Source organism: Paenibacillus sp. GD4 (assembly GCF_030846225.1).
Classification (GTDB): Bacteria; Bacillota; Bacilli; order Paenibacillales; family NBRC-103111; genus Paenibacillus_G; species Paenibacillus_G silviterrae.
Genome location: NZ_JAVCYK010000001.1, coordinates 3,558,236 through 3,574,729, shown reverse-complemented (window position 1 = coordinate 3,574,729; position 16,494 = coordinate 3,558,236). Strand labels below are relative to the sequence as shown.

The window sequence follows — 16,494 nt, the reverse complement described above, 5'->3', positions numbered from 1 at the left end:
CTGTTCGCCCGATTCGGCAATCATCACGTGCTGAGAGGTATTACCAGCGACCGGGCCTGCTCCTCTTGGATTGAAAAGCAGATTTCTGCTAAAGCGCACCTTTCTTCCGTGATTTGTATCAAAACCAAGAGGATTTCGGCGTAAATACAACATTCAAAGGCCATATGCCTTGTTTTCAGCCACTGTCCCGCTCCGAAAGATGCCGATTCTCACAAATCTCGTTCTAAACCTCGTTTGGGAACGTGGATTTCTGCCGTTTAGCACCTTTGCTCCCTCGAAGGCGGCCTCCGGCTACGACCGGAATGTAAGCGAAAAACCGCCGGGATACAGCATCCCGACGGTCCTTCACCTCACTACAGCTCCAGCGGCACTCCCCGCTCCTTCAGTCTCCCGGCCTGCACATCCCGCAGCAGCCGCTCCATCCATCGGAGCTCCGTTTCCGCATGCTCGCAGAAGCCGATCATCACATGCATCGAGCCGCGCGGCACGAACGTCTTGCGTTCCTCATAGACGCTGCGCATATGACGCACGTGCTCCCGCTGCTTCTCCACCTTTGCCTGCAGAATGTCCTGAACCCGTTCCGGGTCCGCATACCTGGCAAAGGCCAGCGCCGCATACATCGGATGGTACACCTTTTCCTCGGTGGCGAACTTCTCCAGCAGCAGCTCTTGAAAAATCGCTTTCCCCTTCTCGGTGATCGTATAGATCGTCCTGTCCGGCCTGCCGCCGGTGCTGACCGTCTCCACTATGGCTACGCTCCCGTCCTTGTGCAGCTGCTCAATAGCATAATACAGCGAGCCTTCCTGCATTTTAACGTAATGGAGCATCGCCCGCTCCTTCATACGTTGGCGCATCTCATAGGGATGGCTGTTCCCTTCCATCAAAAGCCCCAAGATCACGAGCTTCATGGACATGGATTTTTCACCTCCTACAAGTGTCCCGGTGTCGGTGAAGCATCAGGCTCTTCTCGCGAGCCATCCTTCTGCGGCTTGCCGGCTCCCGCTCCCCGGGCTCCTACCTCCAGCTTGGCATTCCCCATCATGAGCACAATGAGGAACGCGAGCACTGCCATGACGATGCTGCATTGAAAGACGAACGCAATGGAATCCGCGAGTCCGGCGATCATTTGGTCCAGCACCGGCTTCGGCAAGGCGGCACGGAATTGGGGCTGGAGCAGCACCTGCGGATTCGGCGGCTCCTGCGCCGCGCCATTGGGCAGCAGCTCCGCCAAACTCTTCTTCATCGCATGGGCCTGAAGCGCTCCGAGTACGGTGACGCCAAGGGCTGTACCGATCGTACGGAAGAACGATACCATCGAAGTGACCACGCCCCTCTGATGCATCGACACACCGTGCAGCGAAGAAATGGAGATCACGGGGAACGAGACTCCGATGCCAAGCCCCATCAAAATCATATAAACGGTAATCAGCCAGCGTTCGGTACCCAGGGAAATGGTGCTCAGAAGCACTGTCGCAACGATCAGCAAGCTGCTGGATACGATCAGAATATTACGGTAAGACAGCTTGCCGATGAATCGTCCTCCCAGCACCGAGCTGACCACAACCCCCAGCATCATCGGCGTCAGTACCTGCCCGGCGCTCGTAGCGGAGCCCTCGAACACCCCCTGGATAAAGAGCGGGATATACGAAGCGGCGGAGATCATCACGGCTCCAAAGAAGAAGCTCGCCCCCATGCTCGCCGAGAAGAGTCGATGCTTGAACAAGCCAAGCGGTACGACCGGGTCCGATACCTTCGTCTCGATGAACAGGAATAAGGCCGAAAGCAGAACAAAGCCGGCGAACAATCCGATAATCGGCAAGGAGCCCCAAGCATACCCTTCTTTGCCCCCCAGCTCCAAACCGAACATCAAACACAGCACCGCAGCGGCAAAAACAATCGTCCCCGCCCAATCGATCTTCTGATTCGGATTCGTCGGCAGCGAAGGGCGGTAGAACACCGAGATCAGAATCAGTGAAACCACGCCTAACGGCAAGTTGATGTAGAATATCCAGGTCCAGTCAATGTTATCGGTAAAATAAGCCCCGGCCAGCGGGCCCAGCACACTGGAGATGCCGAATACGGCACCGAACAGGCCCTGCATTTTTCCCCGCTTCTCGGGCGGGAACAGGTCGAATACAATCGTGAAGGTAATCGGCATCAGCGCGCCGCCGCCGATCCCCTGTACCGCTCGGTAAATAATCAGCTCCAGCATCGTGGACGCTGTCCCGCAAAGCGCAGAGCCGATCATGAACACGATGAGTCCAAGCAGGAAGAACAGCTTCCGGCCGTACATATCGCTTAATTTGCCGAAGATCGGCATCGACACTACGTTCGCAATCAGATAGGCTGAAAACACCCATACAAACTGTTCAAGTCCTCCCAGCTCTCCGACAATGGTCGGCATCGCCGTGGATACGATCGTTTGGTCAAGAGACGCCAGCAGCAATGCGAGCATCAATCCGACAATCGTCCAGCGGACGTTTGATTTTTTGGTCTCCGTCATGGTACCTCTCCTTCAATCGTACAAATTAAATAGGCTGAAAGCCTATCGTTATTATACTCAAATTTGAGTATGATTCAATGCAATTAGACAACTTTTTACATAAATTTAACAACAGACTGCCCGTAACATGGTAAAATAAGAAAAACTTTTATCAAAGCCCTCTCTTAAAAAACCTATATAAAGGAGGACTGCCTATGGGAGCCTTACTGTCTCTCCTCTTGTTTGCCGTCGTCGTGATTGTTATCATGCTGATTTTGCATTATGTCATCTACTCCGCGATTAACGACTCCAAGCTTACCCGTTCCGTTCAAGAAATGCAGGTGACGATCGAAAAAATGCAGCAGGCGCTCGAACGCCTAAGCCCGCCGCCTCAGGCCTCTCCTCAAACGCGAGACGATTCTCCTCAGCAATGGCCCGACCGGGAGACTTGTCCGGCATGCTTCACGCCGATATCCGCTGAAGATAAAGAATGCCCGGATTGCGGATTAAGTCTACGGGAAAACACGGAATCTCCTTAGAAAGTTTGCCCAAAGGAACCAAGTATCATATAATAGGTTTTGTTTATAACAAATTGTATTTATATTTATTGCCTTGCTGATAAATTATTATTATTTATCCAGCTATGGTAGGCGAACGTTTCATCCCAATTCCGGGAGAGGAGGAACGACGTGAATCTTAACCAATTGGAAACCCTCATTACCATCTCCAAGACGATGAGCTTCCGTAAGGCCGGTGAACTTCTGAACCTGACCCAGCCTGCGGTATCCGCGCAAATTAAGAGCCTGGAAGATGAATTCAAGACCACACTGATCGACCGCAACCAGCCTGTGACGCTGACGGACAGCGGCCGCGTCTTTCTGGAGCATGCCGAGATCATTCTCCAAACCGTCGAGGAGCTGAAGCAGCGGTTATCCGACTTGAACCAGACTCCGCAGGGCCATATCCATTTGGGAACGACGACTTCGATCGCCATCCAAATCCTGCCGCGAGTGCTTTCTTATTTTCAAAATCAGTTCCCGTTGATCAAAACGACGATACACTCGATGACATCCTCACAGATTATGGCCAGTGTCGAGAACGGCTCGATCGATATCGGGATTACTTATTTGTTCGACAAGCAGCCAACCCTAGAGAGCTCAGTGCTATACTACGATACGTTCGAGCTGGTCGTCTCCCCTGAGCATCCGCTCAGCAAATACAGCCATGTGCCCATTGAGCGGCTTCATGAGCTTCCCCTCATCATGTTGTCTCCTGAAACCGCAGGACGCCGGTTTGTCGACCAAATATTCAAACAGCTGTACATTACACCGCAGGTCGTCATGGAGCTTCCCAGCAGTGAAGAGGTCAAACGTATGGTGGAGCTGAATCTCGGCGCAGCCATTATTTCGAAGCTGTCGATTGCGAGCGAACTTAAATTGGGTACACTGAAGATGATCCGGGTGAACGAGCTGGAAATCAGCCATCCGGTGGGCGTCGTTTATAAAACGGGCCGCTATTTGAGCTCCGCGCTGAATCAATTCCTTATTGATCTTAAGGGGATGCAGGAGATCCAATTCATCGGCTCAGAGTAAGATACGGAGAGGAGCAGTAGATCCCATGGTAAAATTCGATTTACATACGCACCATGAAAGGTGCGGACACGCTACTGGCACGATTCGCCTTTATATTGAGGCGGCAATCAACAACGGGCTGCAGGTGATCGGTATCTCCGATCATTCCCCCTATTTTGCCCACGAGAAGGACCATCCGGAGCCCGGCATTGCGATGGCCAAGAGCGAATTTGCCAAATATGTAGAAGAAGTGCTTAAGCTGAAGGCCGAATATGAGGGCCGTATCGATGTTCTCCTGGGTGTGGAATCGGACTTTTACGCGGAGCATGCGGAGATTTACCGCTCCGTCTATGAGAAGTATCCGTTCGATTATATTATCGGCTCGATTCATCAGGTCGGCGGGGTTAGCATCTTTAACCGGAAACGCTGGAACGGATTGAACGAGAAGCAGAAGGTCGCTCAAAAGGAACAGTACTACGAGCTGATTGAGCATTCGGCGCGCAGCGGCATGTTCCAGATTCTCGGACATATCGACGCCATGCGCGGTTATTACCCGGAGTTCGCGAACATTAAGACCGATGCGGTAGACCGATGCTTAAAGGTGATCGCCGAGAGCGATGTAGCTATCGAGATCAATACCTCCGGTAAAACGAAGGATTGCGGCGGCTGGTATCCGACCGACGAAATTCTGGAGCGCGCTCACCATCACGGCGTCCGCGTCACGTTCGGCTCCGATGCCCATGTTCCGGAGCGGGTCGGCGACGAGTGGGATGCAGTTGCGAAGCGGCTGAAGGAAATCGGCTTCCGTGAATGGGTGTATTTCAAACAGAAGCAGCGCCAGGTCGTACCGCTTTAGCATATATAAAAGAAAAGCTGCCTCCCTCACAGGAGTGCAGCTTTTTTGAGTTACGGGATTATCTCGACATCATCGAACGGATTCCATGATAGATGTAAGCCCCAGCAAAAACGATCATGGTTGCTACTCCAAGTAAATCAAGGACGGGGTCTAAACTGGATAATACGGTTCCGTCAACTGGTACTTTCACCAGCGCGTACCCACCAAGAAGTCCACCTAAGTTTGTCAGGAATTTATCCAACATGTCCACCTCCTATCATTGGATACTACACAATATGCAGCTTGAGTGCAGAGTGTTCCAATAATAGGATGGGTGAACAAGCATTTTTTCCTATGTGTGGCCAGACCAACATTTGGCGGTAGACCCTAAAGGCAATCTTCGTGTAGAGTAATACTTGCCATGAGATAGGTACCTTTCAGTATGATGATATCCATTCTGAGGAGCCTATCTTTTTTGTATACAAAAAAATCTGCCCACCATTGGAGTAGGAAGGCAGATTTCTTATTCCCGCTTATACTAATTCGCAGCGCTGGCTTACCTGCTTTACTACCTCAGACTCGGACATCCCCTGAGCGTTAATAACGGATGCACGAGTGACCGTTTCCGTCATGCCCATGACATTCTTGTCTTGTCCGGAGATGACGCAGCAGTCGCAGTTCTGGATGCTGCTGTTATCGAGCGACACCACATCATAACCGTTTTGCTTCAACGCGTCCTTCACGTTATTCAAGCTGTCTTCTACAGCGATTTTGGCCATTTGTTTTCGCCTCCTTTACCCTCATGTAGTTTGAGCATCTCGCACGAAAATATTCTTATTGGTGCTGCATATAAGAACTATTCGGAACGAAGCCCTGTCCGCCTTGCGCCGGCTGGTAGCTATGGAGGAATGTTTTAGCGGTATGGTCGTTCATCGTAGGAACCTGATACTGTCCTTGCTGGTTCATCATCAGGAATACCTCATAGGCTTGCTCTGCGCATGTAATAGAGCCTTGAATGAGCATCTGGCGAACGTTCGGGTCGGCACATTCCAGAGCTGCCTGCATATGTACCTTCGCACTGCTCTTATGACAGATCAGCATGGCGCTGACAATTTGCTGATCGTTCAATGAGCCCTGCATTTGCGGAGCTATCGGCATAGGGTTGTGCAGGCCGTATTGGATTTGCTGAGGCTGAATGTTTATTGTCATCCCCTGATAAGTCGGAGGCTGCTGATTCGCCGCAGCATAATCATGAGTATACGTTACCAGCCGATCATAGGACATCATAGCCGATTGCATATGGCGAGTAAGCATGGAGCGAATTTGCTCGTTTTGTGTCATTTGTGCATACAAGCCGAAATGGCTGATCAGATTCAGCTTTTCATTCAAAATTTCATGGACTTCCATTGTTTCGTGAGCGCCGAATGGCATAGCTTTCACATCTCCTTTGTGGTGGTCCTGTTTGGGCAGGGTTTTTTTGCCAAGTTTAAGGTAACCATCCCGGAAAAAAATTATTCGTATAGCCGCCCCCGACTTCAGTGATAATAACATCTGTATTCACCACTTATCTTAGGGGGAAAGCCTACTATGTCTTACGAGCCTCTGGACGCCCGTCTTGAATACCGCATTTGGTACGATAACGGTGACGGAGATGCCGGTATAGCTGAATTTGAAAGCCTGGAGGAAGCGGAACAATTCAGCAGCAGCAACAAGACCCATCAACGCGAGCATTTCGTATGGAATAGGGAATAGGAAGTACGAAAAACGACATGCTTTCCTTCTTAGGAGGCATGTCGTTCCTTTTCAACCCCTATTTTGTGAAAAATCAATCGATACAATACCAGGTGCAAGCTCTGCACAAAGAGATAGATCGGAATCGAAAACAAGATGGTAAACCCATGCTTGTAATGAAATAGCCCCATCTTAACCCCAATCCATTCTACAGCGATGGCGAACACGGTCCATCCGATGATGTACAGCAGCACTCCTGTATGCTTTATCCGAAGCCACTCGCAGCCGTATATGAAAAAATAACCGAACGGCGCATACATAAAGTAGGAAAATAGATCGAAAAGCTGGTACTTCGCTTGATCTCCGACATCGTAAAGATCGAAGGGCTCTACAGCGATCGTATGATCGAACATGAGTCCCATAAACACGCCGAACAGTAAATTGAATAGGGTCTCCATAGGTGTGAACCTTTTGGGGAGCATCAGAACACCTGCCATTCCAACAACAATCAGACCGATGGCAAACCATTCATTTCCATTGAATCCATAGTCATAAATGAGGTTGCTTTTCTCTCCCATCGTGCGCCCTCCTTCTCTGTTCAAGCTTAAGCAGCCATTTGGCGGTCAGTAAGGATAATCCCATAAGAATAAGGATTATGGCCATATTGCAAAAGATGATTCGCATTTCCGTTTCAATAATTCCTAGCGAACGCATCAATATCAAATCGGCAATGCAGAAAACGAACGTGTAAAGGGTCATTCCCCACTTTATTTTGGCGGAACGGGCGGTCAATACGACATTGGCGAAGATCAGCAGCGAAAGGGTAAATATAATATCCCGGTGCAGAATAACCGAGAGAAACTTCGGAATCTCGTGACTGATTCTTACAAATTGCAACGTATGCGTGCAATACGTAAACTTATTGATATCGACAATGGAAAGGATCATATAAGTCAGTACATTCACAGCAAGCGGGAGCTTACGCGGCAGGGCCATCATTAGCTGTAATGTATACCACGAAAGAATCGTATAAATGGTCAGCTCCATAGTCTCCCCTACCTTCGACAGCAATGGTTGCGGTTATTTTTCCATAGGGGAGTTCCAGTTATACCGGAATAGGCAAAAAACCTTCCCGACATGTCGGGAAGGTCTCTATAGCTATCGGGAAGCTTACAGCTGATTAGGATTTCAAATGCTTCTCTATCGCTTCCACTACCCGTTCCTTCTGCAGCGGCTTGACCATAAAGTCCAAAGCTCCGTTTCGTATGGCATCCACGACCATTGCCTTTTGACCCATGGCTGAGCACATGATCACCTTCGCAGCGGAATCAAAGGCGCGAATTTCCTTCAATGCATAAATCCCGTCCGCATCAGGCATCGTGATATCCATCGTCACCAAGTCCGGCTTGCACTGCTTATATACGGCTACCGCTTCGATTCCCGTAGTGCCTTCCCCGGCTATCTCGTGTCCCATTCCTATCAAGATGTCCTTTAGCATGGCCCGCATAAATGCGGCATCGTCGACTACCATGATTCTCGCCATTCTCCCACCTCGTGCTTTCAATTTGTATTGAGCTTCCACTTGCTGAATGCTTCGTCCGCATAGGAAATAAGAAGCTTGCATTCAAGAATTGCCGGGGGGCGGCAGGTCGTCACGCCCAGGCTTATCGTCACTTGATGTTAAATGTCTATATGCTTATGAGTCCCACACTCGCTAAGAACGGGTTCATCGCTTTGAAGTTGTCGTACATAGACTCCATCCCCTAAATTATAGCAAAATGTGTCGAATAGGAACTTTAAATATTTTTACATCAAATTTTTGAAAGCTTCCAGCTATGCCGAATTCCGGACAAAAAAAAGAGACCCTCCCAACGGGGGAGAGTCTTTCAAGTAGTTTATATTAAAAAGGGGGTCTTGGTTAGTATAATACACGGAAAACATGTTAAACACATAACAGGAATATTTCAGTTGTGTAACAATTTTGAAAACGCATTTATGTAAATTCCCTCCATTTGCCAAAAATTGCTTCCATCGCTTATAATCCAAGGAATACACCGTGTTATTAAAAAGGAGTTGATCGTCATGTATGATTACCATCACCTCCACCATGTGAAGGAGCAGTCACGCTCCAAACGAACATTGTGGTTCACGCTTATTTTAACGGCTTTCTTCACGATAGTCGAAATTATCGGCGGCCTGCTGTCCAACTCGCTGGCTCTGCTGTCCGACTCCATGCACATGATATCGGACGTGATCGCGCTCGGTCTCAGCATGGTGGCGATCTATCTTGCGACGAAGCAGCCGAACGCCCGCTTCACCTTCGGGTATTTGCGCTTTGAGATCATCGCCTCGTTCTTGAACGGCTTGGCGCTGGCCATTATCGCCGTCGGAATTTTCATTGAAGGAATTCGCCGCTTCATTACACCGGAGCCCATCGATTTCAAGCTGATGCTGATCATCGCTTCCATTGGCCTTATCGTAAACCTTGTCTTGACGCTCGTTTTAAAGCACAGTATGGAAGAAGAGGAAAACTTGAATGTTCAGAGCGCCCTGTGGCACTTTATCGGGGACCTGCTCAGCTCGGTAGGGGTTATCATTTCGGCGATCATCATTTACTTCACAAGCATTGCTTGGGTAGACCCGCTTATTAGTATGGTGATTGGCGGTATTATCTTTGCGGGCGGGGGACGCATCATTAAAGAATCGTATCTTATCCTCATGGAATCCGTACCCGGCAAATTCAATCTCGATGAGATTCGTGAAGCGATTGCACAGGTGGAGGGCGTCGAGGACGTACATGAAATGCACCTATGGGCTATTTCGTCGGATCATTACTCGCTAACGGCACATGTTTTCATCGATGAGAAAATTCAGCCGTTCTGCATCATTCTCGCCATCAACGAGACGCTCAAGGAGAAATACGGCATCGAGCATTCTACGATTCAGATGGAGCATGCCAATATTCATCCTCACGGAGAATACGGCAAGGAATTCCTTCGGACGCGCGAGGAAGAACGAGAGCACGAATAATACGATGCTTCACTTACTATAGAAGGCCTGCACCGCCGCTTGCTTGCAGCGGCCGCAGGCCTTTTATCTAAACAGCTTATCTTTCGTACCAGTAGCCCTTGATGTTCTTCTCCATCCGGACCAGCGCCTCCAGATAGTAATAATCTCCCCAGATCATAAAGTCATCCGGAGCCGCACCGCCGCGAACGCTGTAAGAGCCATGCTCGATGAAGCCCTCGGCATCCGGCTTACCTATGGTTGCATAGCCCCTCACCAGTCCCTCCATCGAACGCTTCAGACCGTCCTCCAGGAAGGCTCGTTCCGGATGATTCGCATCAAGGTGCGAGAGCAGCTCGAGAATACCGGCCGAAGTAATGGCCGAAGCGGAGCTATCCCGCTCGGTTGTCGCCGTGATCGGCACATTAAAGTCCCAGTACACCACGTTATCCTCAGGCAAGCGCTCCAGGAAGTAGCGAGCCATGCGAAGGGAGGTCTCAAGATACAGCGGGTTTTTCGTATAATGATAAGAAAGCGCGAAGCCGTAAATTCCCCAAGCCTGGCCCCGAGTCCACGTCGAACCGTCCATAAAGCCTTGATGTGTGCCGCCGCGAATGGATTCGCCCGTCTCCTGGTCGAAATAGAACGTGTGATAAGACGAATCGTCACCGCGGACGAGGAAGCGACGGGATTTGTCGGCATGGATGACGGCCACTTCCTTGTATTTTTCGTTACCTGTTTGCTCATATGCCCAGTATAACAGCGGAAGGTTCATCATGCAGTCGATGATAATGCGCCCGCCATTGACGGGGTCGCCCTCCGGTCCCCAGGCTTGAATGTATTGGCCCTTCTCTCTCCAGCGCTTCATCAACACGTCAGCCGCCTGAATCGTAAGCTGCTTCGCCGCTTCATCCCCTTCGATCATCCATTGTGCCTTGGAGGATAGCGAATAAAGGAAGCCGATATCATGATGGTCCAGATGGCTGTGCTGTTCCAGACGCACTCGGAAGCTGTCCACCGTACGGCGAGCGGCTTGTGCAAAAGCCTCGTCTTTGGAGTACTCATAGCAGAGCCATAAAATCCCGGACCAGAAGCCGTCCGTCCAGTCCGTATTCGGGTTCAGCATGTTCGAGTACTTCCCGCCTTCTCCTACGTGCGGGAATAAGTCGCCGTAACGCTCGATGTTCTTTCTTGTTTTCTCTACCGCATCCTCAATTGCCTGCTGCCAAAGACCCATAACTTCACACTCTCCCATACTATGTATAATGAATGAAAAACCGCGGTTTAACTTGCATCAAATCTCCGAAGACAAACGAGGTATCAGGTGCAGCGGAATTTTTACCTCATGCCCTTCCTCCGATACGTCCCCAGGCAGCTCGGCTAAGCTCCCTTGCTTCAGCCGCTCGGTTTCACCCAAATGATGCAGCATTCTCCGAAGCACAATTCCCGCTTGAAGATGATAAGGGATATCAACCGAAGTAAGGGACGGATAGCTGTATCTGGCAATCGGTTCGTTATTGATCCCGACCACCTTCCAATCGCGAGGAACATGGTAGCCCTTCTCCAGCAGCAGTGACATGAACCCTACCGAAACCAAATCATCGAAGCCGACCACCCCTACCGCCCCATCCTGCCGGGGAACGGTTAACGCTTCCTCGAGTAATGGCTCCATGCCTCGGGATCCATCGATATTGATGATTGCGCTTGTGGCATCCGACAGTCGACTGAGCGCCCTCTCGAATCCGATGCGCCTCTGCTGATCGATCGCATGCGAGCCCGGTCTGGAGAGATACAGCATCGTTCGGCATCCCTGCTCATATAAATGCGCAACCGCCTGTTCGGCCCCACCTGCAAAATCCAAGTTCACCGCGGCGAGTGCCAGGTCCTCCGGCCAGTCCCAACCGTTAAACAACACTAGAGGCGTTCCGTCTCCGACCAGCGTCCGGGTCGCTTCCTTCGACATCGCCAAGCCGTGACTGACCAGACCATCCACCCGGCGCTGCAGCAGTAAGTCCAAATGCCGCTTCTCAATATCGGGGTTAAACCCTCCGGCTGAGAATACCGACAAATGATAGCCGTACTCATGGGCAACGCGCTGCATCTCCTCCGCAAACCGCCCATAATATCCCCCGAAGCTTGGCACCAGCAGTCCCAGCTCATAGGAGCGACGCCTGCTGAGATTGGCAGCCATCACATTCCGCCGGTACCCCAGCTCCTCGGCCGCCTTCTCCACCTTGCGAATGGTCTCCTCCGACATAGGAACGTTCCGACGGTTCAGCACATTGGAGACCGTGGCAATGGAAACCCCCGCGGCTTCTGCGATATCTACGATGGTGACCTGGCGGTTCTTGCTCATGCTTGCCAACAGCTCCTACTCTTTTTGTTATTTAAACGTTTCAATTACATTGTAAACGCTGTTACCGTCTTCGTCAACTATCAGTTGATCGGCACCTTTCTTTAAAAAAAACCTCCAGCCGCCCATCCATCGGGCAGCCGGAGGCTTCCAAACCTTTATACGCTAAGCCATTTCTTAAACAGATGCTTCGTCGTTTCTTTGTTCATCTCCGCGATCGAGGTCGTCAGCGGAATGCCCTTCGGACAGGAACGCACACAGTTCTGCGAGTTACCGCAGCCCTCGATGCCGCCATCCGTCATCAGAGCGTCGATCCGCTCGTGAGCGTTCATCTCGCCTGTCGGGTGAGCATTAAACAGACGCGCTTGAGAGATCGCCGCAGGACCGATGAAGTCCGTACGATCGTTCACGTTCGGGCAAGACTCCAGGCATACGCCGCAGGTCATGCACTTGGACAGCTCATAAGCCCATTGACGCTTGGCTTCCGCCATCCGAGGTCCAGGACCGAGATCATACGTACCGTCGATCGGAATCCATGCCTTTACCTTCTTCAAGGCGGTGAACATCCGCTCACGGTTGATGACAAGGTCGCGAACGACGGGGAATGTCGACATCGGAGCGAGTCGGATCGGCTGTTCCAGCTTATCGACGAGTGCCGTACAAGCTTGGCGCGGCTTGCCGTTGATCACCATCGAACAAGCGCCGCACACTTCCTCCAAGCAGTTCGACTCCCAACACACAGGGGTCGTCTTCTTGCCGTCGGCATTCAACGGGTTCCGTTGAACCTCCATCAGTGCGCTGATGACGTTCATGTTCGGACGGTACGGAATCTCGAACTCTTCCGTATAAGGCTTCGTTTCCGGAGAGTCCTGACGAGTGACGATAAACTTCACTTTTTTGTTCGAAGCAGTCGCTTCAGCCATGATTAAGCTCCTCCCTTCTTCTTATCTGTCGTATAGTCACGCTTCCGCGGCGCAATCAGCGATACGTCAATATCTTCCCACTCAATGGATGGGCCGTCCGGCGTCCACTTCGCCTTGGTCGTCTTCATGAATTCTTCGTCGTTACGTTCAGGGAATTCCGGCTTGTAATGCGCGCCGCGGCTCTCGTTACGCAGCAGGCCGCCCAGCGTCATGACATGAGCCAGCTCCAGCATGTTCCACAGCTGACGCGTGAACGCTACACCCGGGTTGTTGAAACGCGCCGAGTCGTTGATGTTGATGTTGTGCCAACGCTGCTTCAGCTCTTGGATCTTCGCGATCGTCTCTTCCAGACGCTTGTTATAGCGAACGACCGTCATGTTGTCGAGCATCCACTCGCCAAGCTCCTTATGCAGCACGTAGGCGTTCTCCGTACCGTTCATCTTCAGGATGCTCTCGTACTTGTCCGTGTGCTGCTTGACAGCGCGGTCGTATACCGTGGACGAGATGTCCTCCGCCGATTTGTCGAGACCCTTGATGTACTCGATGGCCTTCGGACCGGCAACCATACCGCCGAAGATGGCGGACAGCAAGGAATTCGCGCCCAGACGGTTAGCACCGTGGTATTGATACTCGCACTCGCCGGCTGCGAACAGACCGGGAATGTTCGTCATTTGGTTGTAATCTACCCACATACCGCCCATCGAATAGTGAACGGCAGGGAAAATCTTCATCGGAATCTTGCGCGGATCGTCGCCCATGAATTTCTCATAGATTTCGATGATACCGCCAAGCTTGACGTCAAGCTCCTTCGGATCCTTGTGGGACAAGTCAAGGTAAACCATGTTCTCGCCGTTAATACCGAGCTTCTGGTCTACGCAGACCGAGAAGATTTCGCGTGTCGCGATATCGCGGGGAACGAGGTTGCCGTACGCAGGGTACTTTTCTTCAAGGAAGTACCAAGGCTTACCGTCCTTGTAAGTCCAGATCCGGCCGCCCTCACCGCGTGCGGATTCGGACATGAGGCGAAGCTTGTCATCCCCTGGAATGGCCGTCGGGTGGATCTGAATGAACTCGCCGTTTGCGTAGTACACACCTTGCTGGTATACGGCACTTGCAGCTGTACCTGTATTGATAACCGAGTTCGTCGACTTACCGAAAATAATACCGGGACCGCCTGTCGCCAAAATAACCGCATCGGCACGGAACGTCACAACGTCCATGCTGCGCAGGTCTTGGCCGGCAATGCCTCGGCATACGCCGTCGTCATCCAGCACGGCGCCGAGGAACTCCCAGTGCTCGTACTTCTTCACAAGGCCTGCGGTTTCCCAGCGGCGTACTTGCTCATCCAGAGCGTACAGCAGCTGCTGTCCCGTTGTAGCGCCCGCGAACGCCGTACGGGAATGCTTCGTGCCGCCGAAGCGGCGGAAGTCAAGCAGACCTTCAGGCGTACGGTTAAACATAACGCCCATCCGGTCCATCAAGTGGATAATGCCAGGCGCCGCATCGCACATGGCCTTAACCGGCGGCTGGTTCGCCAAGAAGTCGCCGCCGTATACCGTATCGTCGAAGTGCTCCCAAGGGGAGTCCCCTTCACCCTTCGTATTAACCGCTCCGTTGATGCCCCCTTGAGCACAAACGGAGTGAGAACGTTTCACCGGTACCAAAGAAAACAGGTCGACGTGAACGCCGGCTTCAGCAGCTTTGATGGTTGCCATGAGGCCAGCCAGACCGCCGCCGACTACGATGATTTTACTATTCGCCATTGTCGCTCACTCCCCCTTAATGTGTTCCTGTCGCTGCCGGCAGCTTACTGAATTCCGGATCTGTAAATGCCGTCAGAGACATAATAAACATAATGCTCATTACTACGAAAACGCCCATCCAAATATAAGTCGATACTTTCTGTGCGCGAGGACCGACAGTGATTCCCCAGCTGACCAGGAACGACCACATGCCGTTGCTGAAGTGGAATACGGCAGCTACGACACCGATGACATAGAATACATAGTTGACCGGGTTTGTAGCGATTTCATGCATCCGCACGCCGATATCTCCCTGAGGAAGACCCAGCGTAATCGCAAACCGGGTTTGGAAAAAGTGCCATGCGACAAAAAGAAACGTAATGACGCCCGTCACACGCTGCCACAAGAACATTTGATTGCGGAAATAGCCATAGTTCGTTACATTATGGCGTGCCGTATAAGCAACGTACAAACCGTAGATCGCATGGTACGCCAAAGGTATCCAAATACCGAAGATCTCAAGGAACAGTACGAGCGGCAGCTCATGCAGCCAATTGACCTGATCCAAGAATGCCGCGTGTCCGCCGCTGTGCGCTTTGTAGTTGGTCAGCAAATGCTCGATCAAAAAGAAGCCGACCGGAATAACGCCCAGCAGGGAATGCAGCTTGCGAGAATAATACGAATTCTTAAACATTACCCTTCGTTCCCCCCTAGAAATGTGAAACTTGTCACTGCAAACATAAAAACCATTAAACATTGTACTCCTGCTTACCAAGGAGCGTCAACCAAATTCGATACGCCTATTTTCCATGAATCGACAATCTTTTATGCAAGCACCGCTGGAAAATGTGAACACTGCGTGACAACTACCATACTACTCCTTTATCGCTTATAATGGAAGTGCCGATTTTTTATAATCGCTTATTCGGATTATGCATATGCAAGGAGATACCCATGGAGAACCTTGATATTTTCGCCGTTGTTGTGGAACAGCAGAGCCTCAATCGGGCCTCCCAGCTGTTAAATATCTCACAGCCGGCGCTTTCCCGCAAAATCATGCGTCTGGAAGAGGAGCTCGGCGTCGAGCTGTTTCTCCGAAAAGGCAAACGGCTGGAGCTTACAAGAGCCGGCCAGATCTGCTACGAATATGCTCAGGAGCAGCTGCAGCGGGAGCGTAAGCTGCATAAAGAGCTGAAAGCCTTCCGGTCCGGTGAGAAGCCGCAATCCCTGACGATCGGAGCAAGTCTGACTACGCTTCAATCGACGTTGCCTGACCTAATTACTATTTATACCCGAGAATACCCGAATACAGACATTAAGGCCATTACCGGCAAAACCCACGAGATCGTTCCGCTGGTCAAGGAGCGCAAGGTGGACATCGGCCTGGTCGCCTCACGGATCGAACATGCCGGCCTCACCTGTCTCCCCCTGTTCGACGATCATTTGTGCCTCGTGCTCCCGGAGGATCACCCGAGCAGCGATAAGCCCGAATGGGAGGCCGGTGATCTCGACCGCCTGCCGATGATTTTGTTTTCCCGGGGTACCTGGTACCGGATTCTCATGGATGATCTGTTTCAGCGGTATGGCATCCATCCCGATGTAAAGATGGAGATCGACTCCTTCGAGGCAATCATTCGGCTCGTGTCGACCTGCAAAACGGCAACTTTGCTGCCGGAATCGTATTTGCGCCGGAACCTCATTCAAGATAACGAGCTCATCATTCGGCATATTCCTGCGCTCGAGCAAACGAAAAGAACGACCTCCCTGCTGTTTACAGAAGAGGCCGCCCTGGAGCCGTCGATCAAACGCTTCATCGATCAGACCGTGCGTCATTTTCACGTATAAAACCGT

19 protein-coding genes are annotated in these 16,494 nt (G+C 51.3%); 6 read left to right on the top strand and 13 right to left on the bottom strand.

Annotated features, from left to right (window positions below):
• Positions 1 to 353 precede the first annotated feature (353 nt).
• Positions 354 to 914: a PadR family transcriptional regulator gene (locus RAC89_RS17355; RefSeq protein WP_284644702.1), complete on the bottom strand. Its 561-nt coding sequence runs from the start codon at positions 912 to 914 to the stop codon at positions 354 to 356.
• Between the two features lie 14 nt (positions 915 to 928).
• On the bottom strand, positions 929 to 2,503 hold the full coding sequence (locus tag RAC89_RS17350) for an MDR family MFS transporter (protein WP_306614960.1): 1,575 nt from the start codon (positions 2,501 to 2,503) through the stop codon (positions 929 to 931).
• A 194-nt stretch (positions 2,504 to 2,697) separates the two neighbouring features.
• Between RAC89_RS17350 and RAC89_RS17345 the strand changes: the two genes are divergently transcribed.
• The 3 genes from RAC89_RS17345 to RAC89_RS17335 all read left to right on the top strand — a co-directional run bounded on the left by RAC89_RS17345 (position 2,698) and on the right by RAC89_RS17335 (position 4,909).
• Positions 2,698 to 3,021, top strand: coding sequence for a zinc ribbon domain-containing protein (locus RAC89_RS17345; RefSeq protein WP_306614958.1), 324 nt, complete (start codon positions 2,698 to 2,700; stop codon positions 3,019 to 3,021).
• A 150-nt stretch (positions 3,022 to 3,171) separates the two neighbouring features.
• Positions 3,172 to 4,074, top strand: coding sequence for a LysR family transcriptional regulator (locus RAC89_RS17340; RefSeq protein WP_284644699.1), 903 nt, complete (start codon positions 3,172 to 3,174; stop codon positions 4,072 to 4,074).
• Between the two features lie 25 nt (positions 4,075 to 4,099).
• The gene (locus tag RAC89_RS17335; protein ID WP_306614956.1) at positions 4,100 to 4,909 is read left to right on the top strand and encodes a histidinol-phosphatase; all 810 of its coding nucleotides are present in this window, start codon (positions 4,100 to 4,102) and stop codon (positions 4,907 to 4,909) included.
• A gap of 58 nt (positions 4,910 to 4,967) precedes the next feature.
• Here the strand turns inward: RAC89_RS17335 and RAC89_RS17330 are convergent, their stop codons facing one another.
• From RAC89_RS17330 to RAC89_RS17320, 3 genes are all read right to left on the bottom strand, one after another.
• Positions 4,968 to 5,153, bottom strand: a complete 186-nt coding sequence (locus RAC89_RS17330) for a hypothetical protein (protein ID WP_306614955.1) — start codon at positions 5,151 to 5,153, stop codon at positions 4,968 to 4,970.
• A gap of 268 nt (positions 5,154 to 5,421) precedes the next feature.
• On the bottom strand, positions 5,422 to 5,667 hold the full coding sequence (locus RAC89_RS17325) for a YkuS family protein (RefSeq protein ID WP_306614954.1): 246 nt from the start codon (positions 5,665 to 5,667) through the stop codon (positions 5,422 to 5,424).
• Between the two features lie 55 nt (positions 5,668 to 5,722).
• Positions 5,723 to 6,319 carry a spore coat protein gene (locus RAC89_RS17320; RefSeq protein WP_306614953.1) on the bottom strand — a complete coding sequence of 199 codons (597 nt, stop codon included), beginning with the start codon at positions 6,317 to 6,319 and terminating at the stop codon, positions 5,723 to 5,725.
• Positions 6,320 to 6,475: 156 nt separating this feature from the next.
• On the opposite strand from RAC89_RS17320, the gene RAC89_RS17315 reads away from it, so the two are divergent.
• On the top strand, positions 6,476 to 6,640 hold the full coding sequence (locus RAC89_RS17315) for a hypothetical protein (protein WP_284644694.1): 165 nt from the start codon (positions 6,476 to 6,478) through the stop codon (positions 6,638 to 6,640).
• A gap of 29 nt (positions 6,641 to 6,669) precedes the next feature.
• On the opposite strand, the gene RAC89_RS17310 is transcribed toward RAC89_RS17315, so the two are convergent.
• The 3 genes from RAC89_RS17310 to RAC89_RS17300 all read right to left on the bottom strand — a co-directional run bounded on the left by RAC89_RS17310 (position 6,670) and on the right by RAC89_RS17300 (position 8,162).
• Complete coding sequence (locus RAC89_RS17310; protein ID WP_306614951.1) at positions 6,670 to 7,197, bottom strand: hypothetical protein; 528 nt, start codon at positions 7,195 to 7,197, stop codon at positions 6,670 to 6,672.
• Complete coding sequence (locus RAC89_RS17305) at positions 7,169 to 7,666, bottom strand: hypothetical protein (protein ID WP_306614950.1); 498 nt, start codon at positions 7,664 to 7,666, stop codon at positions 7,169 to 7,171. The genes RAC89_RS17310 and RAC89_RS17305 overlap by 29 nt, the downstream gene beginning before the upstream one ends.
• A 133-nt stretch (positions 7,667 to 7,799) precedes the next feature.
• Entirely contained in the window at positions 7,800 to 8,162 is a 363-nt protein-coding gene (locus RAC89_RS17300) for a response regulator (protein WP_284644691.1), read from the bottom strand.
• 539 nt (positions 8,163 to 8,701) lie between these two features.
• Between RAC89_RS17300 and RAC89_RS17295 the strand changes: the two genes are divergently transcribed.
• Positions 8,702 to 9,649, top strand: a complete 948-nt coding sequence (locus tag RAC89_RS17295) for a cation diffusion facilitator family transporter (protein WP_306614949.1) — start codon at positions 8,702 to 8,704, stop codon at positions 9,647 to 9,649.
• A gap of 76 nt (positions 9,650 to 9,725) precedes the next feature.
• On the opposite strand, the gene RAC89_RS17290 is transcribed toward RAC89_RS17295, so the two are convergent.
• From RAC89_RS17290 to RAC89_RS17270, 5 genes are all read right to left on the bottom strand, one after another.
• Positions 9,726 to 10,862, bottom strand: a complete 1,137-nt coding sequence (locus RAC89_RS17290; protein WP_306614948.1) for a glycoside hydrolase family 88 protein — start codon at positions 10,860 to 10,862, stop codon at positions 9,726 to 9,728.
• Between the two features lie 57 nt (positions 10,863 to 10,919).
• Positions 10,920 to 11,981 (bottom strand): LacI family DNA-binding transcriptional regulator, encoded by a 1,062-nt coding sequence (locus RAC89_RS17285; RefSeq protein ID WP_306614947.1) that lies wholly within the window; start codon positions 11,979 to 11,981, stop codon positions 10,920 to 10,922.
• 155 nt (positions 11,982 to 12,136) lie between these two features.
• Positions 12,137 to 12,901: a succinate dehydrogenase iron-sulfur subunit gene (sdhB, locus tag RAC89_RS17280; RefSeq protein ID WP_284644687.1), complete on the bottom strand. Its 765-nt coding sequence runs from the start codon at positions 12,899 to 12,901 to the stop codon at positions 12,137 to 12,139.
• Between the two features lie 2 nt (positions 12,902 to 12,903).
• Positions 12,904 to 14,664 carry a succinate dehydrogenase flavoprotein subunit gene (sdhA, locus tag RAC89_RS17275; protein WP_284644686.1) on the bottom strand — a complete coding sequence of 587 codons (1,761 nt, stop codon included), beginning with the start codon at positions 14,662 to 14,664 and terminating at the stop codon, positions 12,904 to 12,906.
• Between the two features lie 16 nt (positions 14,665 to 14,680).
• On the bottom strand, positions 14,681 to 15,337 hold the full coding sequence (locus tag RAC89_RS17270; protein ID WP_306614945.1) for a succinate dehydrogenase cytochrome b558 subunit: 657 nt from the start codon (positions 15,335 to 15,337) through the stop codon (positions 14,681 to 14,683).
• Between the two features lie 260 nt (positions 15,338 to 15,597).
• On the opposite strand from RAC89_RS17270, the gene RAC89_RS17265 reads away from it, so the two are divergent.
• Entirely contained in the window at positions 15,598 to 16,488 is an 891-nt protein-coding gene (locus RAC89_RS17265; RefSeq protein WP_306614944.1) for a LysR family transcriptional regulator, read from the top strand.
• Positions 16,489 to 16,494: the final 6 nt, after the last annotated feature.

Excerpts from the sequence above, each read along its gene's own strand:
- RAC89_RS17355 (WP_284644702.1), bottom strand. The coding sequence starts at position 914 with ATGTCCATGAAGCTCGTGATCTTGGGGCTTTTGATGGAAGGGAACAGC.
- RAC89_RS17350 (WP_306614960.1), bottom strand. The coding sequence starts at position 2,503 with ATGACGGAGACCAAAAAATCAAACGTCCGCTGGACGATTGTCGGATTG.
- RAC89_RS17345 (WP_306614958.1), top strand. The coding sequence starts at position 2,698 with ATGGGAGCCTTACTGTCTCTCCTCTTGTTTGCCGTCGTCGTGATTGTT.
- RAC89_RS17335 (WP_306614956.1), top strand. The coding sequence starts at position 4,100 with ATGGTAAAATTCGATTTACATACGCACCATGAAAGGTGCGGACACGCT.
- RAC89_RS17330 (WP_306614955.1), bottom strand. The coding sequence starts at position 5,153 with ATGTTGGATAAATTCCTGACAAACTTAGGTGGACTTCTTGGTGGGTAC.
- RAC89_RS17325 (WP_306614954.1), bottom strand. The coding sequence starts at position 5,667 with ATGGCCAAAATCGCTGTAGAAGACAGCTTGAATAACGTGAAGGACGCG.
- RAC89_RS17320 (WP_306614953.1), bottom strand. The coding sequence starts at position 6,319 with ATGCCATTCGGCGCTCACGAAACAATGGAAGTCCATGAAATTTTGAAT.
- RAC89_RS17315 (WP_284644694.1), top strand. The coding sequence starts at position 6,476 with ATGTCTTACGAGCCTCTGGACGCCCGTCTTGAATACCGCATTTGGTAC.
- RAC89_RS17310 (WP_306614951.1), bottom strand. The coding sequence starts at position 7,197 with ATGGGAGAGAAAAGCAACCTCATTTATGACTATGGATTCAATGGAAAT.
- RAC89_RS17305 (WP_306614950.1), bottom strand. The coding sequence starts at position 7,666 with ATGGAGCTGACCATTTATACGATTCTTTCGTGGTATACATTACAGCTA.
- RAC89_RS17300 (WP_284644691.1), bottom strand. The coding sequence starts at position 8,162 with ATGGCGAGAATCATGGTAGTCGACGATGCCGCATTTATGCGGGCCATG.
- RAC89_RS17295 (WP_306614949.1), top strand. The coding sequence starts at position 8,702 with ATGTATGATTACCATCACCTCCACCATGTGAAGGAGCAGTCACGCTCC.
- RAC89_RS17290 (WP_306614948.1), bottom strand. The coding sequence starts at position 10,862 with ATGGGTCTTTGGCAGCAGGCAATTGAGGATGCGGTAGAGAAAACAAGA.
- RAC89_RS17285 (WP_306614947.1), bottom strand. The coding sequence starts at position 11,981 with ATGAGCAAGAACCGCCAGGTCACCATCGTAGATATCGCAGAAGCCGCG.
- sdhB (WP_284644687.1), bottom strand. The coding sequence starts at position 12,901 with ATGGCTGAAGCGACTGCTTCGAACAAAAAAGTGAAGTTTATCGTCACT.
- sdhA (WP_284644686.1), bottom strand. The coding sequence starts at position 14,664 with ATGGCGAATAGTAAAATCATCGTAGTCGGCGGCGGTCTGGCTGGCCTC.
- RAC89_RS17270 (WP_306614945.1), bottom strand. The coding sequence starts at position 15,337 with ATGTTTAAGAATTCGTATTATTCTCGCAAGCTGCATTCCCTGCTGGGC.
- RAC89_RS17265 (WP_306614944.1), top strand. The coding sequence starts at position 15,598 with ATGGAGAACCTTGATATTTTCGCCGTTGTTGTGGAACAGCAGAGCCTC.